The following is a 3,981-nucleotide window of genomic DNA, read 5'->3' as shown; positions in this document are numbered from 1 at the left end:
AATTGGACAAACTATTATTGCCTCGCCCCTAAAGCGCTGCACTTTCGAGTGTGGCGCATTTTTAAAACTCTATCTAAATCCTATTTTTCTGCCTGTGATGTCGGAGCTTACTATGTTGGCTTTAAAATATTTGTCTCATCGAAAATGCATAGCACTTTGTGCATACCTGTTACTGAGTGCGTGTACTGGTGACACTAGCAGTTCCTCCGCCGCGAGCAGTTTATCCATTGCAAGCTCTTCAGTTACAAATTCTTCATCTGCCAGCAATGGTGATATGACGGGAGGCGCCGCTTACCAAGATGCTGATGGCATTAAAGGTGGGCAGTTGTATGCTCAGTTTTGGGCAACCGAAACGGGTTTTACACTCAATAACAGCGAGCTTGTCGGCCAGGCTCAACTTGATGTTATTGCACAAAAGCCCCAGTTTTTTGCCTGTAGCCACTGCCACGGCTGGGATCAGCTTGGCCAAATGGGTGGTAACAGTAATTTAGCGCCTAACGCAGATAGGCCAAGGGTTGCTGATATTGACCTAGCTTTGTTAGCCGAAACTTCGAGCCCGCAAGTGCTGTTTAATCGCGTAAAAAATGGAACAAATCGCCGTTCCGTTAACGACACTCTTGCCGGTTACGACCCTTCAACTAACGCTGCAGTTGGCGACTCTATGCCTGCCTACAGTGACATTCTTACCGATGACCAAATTTGGGATATCGTTAAATTCTTGAAAGAAGAGACTTTAGATACCGCAGCGCTTTATGACCTGATTCTCATTGGTAGCCAGTACCCGCGTGGACGAGGGTTTTCTAACCTTGGTGTTGATGGTAGCGATGTTGCGGGTAAAGAACTATTCGCAAGCGCGTGCGCTGATTGTCATGGGGTTGATGGTACGGCTGTTTTGCTTGATGGCGGTAATTTTACCGCCGGTAAATACATGCGTAACAAACCTTTTATTGGCCAGCATAAAGCCAAATTTGGTCACCTGGGAAGTGCGATGGGGCCAGTGCTAAAAGACGCTACCTTGAGTGATATTCAGGATTTGTTTGCGGCGATGCGTGATAAAAACGCGTTCCCTGATGCAAAACCAGAACCAGAACCAGAACCTGAGCCAGAACCAGAACCAGAACCAGAACCAGAACCCCAGCCAATAGACGGCTTGTCACAATTTCTTCGGCACTGCTCAAGTTGCCATACCGGCAATGGCGAAGGAGTGCAACGCTTTGGCGATGTTACCGGCGCTAGCGCGGAGTTAATCAATTTTAAAATCCAGACGGTGCCAACGATGGCCCATCTAAAACCTGACGATTTAGCTCAGTTTGCGACGCTTGAAGAGATAGATGCTATTGCTGAATTTTTGAGGCGCTAATTGCTTAGGGGCGTTGCTGGGCATTATTGCCTCGGCTCTAAAGTGTTGCCATCTCGTCCTGCCTACTTCCGTAACCTTTGAAGCTGTTAACGCGCTTGTGAGTGCCCACTCAGTATTTCGCACCGCGCCTTAATGGCTCCTCCCTTGTGACCCCATTCACAGTGTTTGGCAGTACATCGCAATTGATGTACTTATTTCCTGAGGTAATCGCTACAATTGGTAATACCAATATTGTAGGTGTTTGTTATTTGTGTGGCCTATTGCTTTGTTTTGGTAATGCCGATTTTTGGCTGTTGAATAGCGCTCAGCTGATTTAAACACTTCTTAGGACAATAATATGAAATTCTACAAATCCTCTGCGCTTGCCTTGATGACCTTTGCGCTAGCCGCGTGCGATGGCACAAGTGTTACGTCATCGCAAAGCATCACGCTATCTTCTGCGGTGAGCAGCTCCTCGGTTGGGGTGCTATCAAGTTTACCGGGAGCATCGAGTGTTTCATCTCTGGTTAGCTCCAGTGTGCCTAATGTTGTAATGCAGACGTTAACAATACAGGAAGCCGAGGGTGGTTTTTGCAGCAATAGCGGCGTTATTGATAATCAGCATATGGGGTACACCGGGACGGGCTTTGCGGATACCGTTAATGAGTTGGGCGCGAGTATTGTCTGGGCTGTAGATGCGCCTAGGTCGGGCAATTATGGCGTGGTAGTACGTTACGCCAATGGTGGAACCGACCCACGCAGTGCTAATTTATCCATTGATGAATCAGGTTATGCCACCCAGTTAAGTTTGGGGCTAACAGGCGAGTGGACGAGTTGGCAAACAGAGGCGGCATCTATTAGTTTGGTTGAGGGCAATAATACGATTCGATTGGTCGCTACCACTGCCGCTGGCGCAGCTAATATCGATTCGATCTCGATTGAGGGCGATGGTTTAGCGGTAGGGTTGTGTGATGGCGGTGCCATTAGCAGTGCTGGAACTAATAGTAGTATGGGGAGTGTTGTTATCGGCGATGCCCCTGGTACTTACCCCGCCCCAGGGGCAAGTGATGCTAACCCGGATACCTATTTGCGCATTACATTTGATAATACGCCCACCATTCAAAATGGGGTTATTGATATTTATGATGCGAGCAATAACCAAAAAGTGGATAGCATTAATGTTGGCGAGGAAAGCGATAGTGTGGGTACGCGTACATTAAAAACGTGGCTGGTTTCTATCGCCGGTAATACCGTCGTTATTAATCCGCATGCTAAAACGCTGACTTATGGCAAGACTTATAATGTTGTTATTAATAGCGGCGTATTAACGGGGGTTATTAATGGTCAAAATTATAATGGCGTATCCGGTACGCAATGGCAATTTAGAACTAAATCCTCTGCACCGACCAGCTCGATGGTTACCGTTGATGATAATGGCCCTGCCGACTTTGGTTCTTTACAGGGCGCATTCGATTATATTTTAAGTAAGCATGGCGGCACGTCTACGGCCCAAATTAATGTGAAAGATGGCATCTACCCGGAGCTACTTGATTTAAAAAATAAGAGTAATCTACGAATAGTTGGCGAAAGCCGTGACAATACAGTGGTGCGTGCGCGCAATGGTAATAGTATTAATAGCGGTTCTACGGGGCGCTCCATGTTTGTGATTGCCGGTGGCGATCTTATTACTTTAGAAAATATGACTTTCCATAACAGCGCTACTCGTGGTGGCGGCGATGGCCAAGCCGAAGCGCTTTATTTTAATAGTGGTAATCGTTTAATTGTTAAAAATACCGCTTTTTACAGCGAGCAAGATACAATTTTAACCAAAGGATATCCGTGGTTTTATCGGTCATTGATATCCGGTAATGTTGATTTTATTTGGGGCTACCCAAAGGCGGCTCTATTTGAAGAAAGTGAAATTCGCAGTATTGGTGACTCTAAAAGCCCAGGTAGCGACGCGGGCGGCTATGTTCTGCAGTCTCGTTCGCCGGCGGGTGAACTGGGTTTTGTCTTCTTAAATTCTAGCTTCACACGCGGTAAAGGCCCTGCCGGTAATACACCCGGTAACGGAAAATCGACACTTGGGCGCGGTGCGGATAAAACGGATAGCTACGATAGCGCTGCATTTATTAACTGCAAAATGGATTCACATATTAAAACTGAAGGTTTTGATAGTGGGCGCGATTTAAATCCTAACAATGGGACTGCCATATTGGGCTATCGTGAATACGGTAGTAAAACCCTATCGGGTAATGCCATCAACCTGGGTTCTCGCTTTAGTGTCTATAAACTTAATGTTAATGAAGTGAGTCAGTATTACTCTAACCGTGCAAAAATATTCTCGAGCTTTAATAATGGCCAAGGGTGGAATCCAGCGCCCTAGCGATGGCTGGAAATACATTGTCTAATAACAATCGTGCGGCAGGTGAGTTGTAATGACACACCTGCCGCACGATTTTTATTAAGATGGGAAATGTAGAGGCGAAGTTATCGAAAAACCATTAGGGACGAGGCAATAATAGTTTATCCAATTAGGCGAAGAGGGCCTGCAGGGAGGCAGGTTATTAGAATAACGCATGGAGCAGTTATCGATCGGCTTTCTTATCGAGGCGCTTAAAGGGGCGCATGCCGGGGCCTAT

The 3,981-nt window shown here is 46.6% G+C and carries 3 protein-coding genes; all 3 read left to right on the top strand.

The window, feature by feature from the left end; all coding sequences use genetic code 11:
- The coding region (locus AC3A8L_RS20440; protein ID WP_487964121.1) for a c-type cytochrome at nt 1-1,360 on the top strand (1,360 nt) is incomplete at its 5' end.
- 146 nt (nt 1,361-1,506) lie between these two features.
- The gene (locus AC3A8L_RS20435; protein WP_487964120.1) at nt 1,507-1,677 is read left to right on the top strand and encodes a hypothetical protein; all 171 of its coding nucleotides are present in this window, start codon (nt 1,507-1,509) and stop codon (nt 1,675-1,677) included.
- Between the two features lie 20 nt (nt 1,678-1,697).
- Nucleotides 1,698-3,725, top strand: coding sequence for a pectinesterase family protein (locus AC3A8L_RS20430; RefSeq protein ID WP_487964119.1), 2,028 nt, complete (start codon nt 1,698-1,700; stop codon nt 3,723-3,725).
- Nucleotides 3,726-3,981: the final 256 nt, after the last annotated feature.

This window comes from Marinagarivorans sp. (assembly GCF_982758155.1).
The sequence above is the reverse complement of the archived record's forward strand: the minus strand, read 5'-3'. Positions and strand labels throughout refer to the sequence as shown.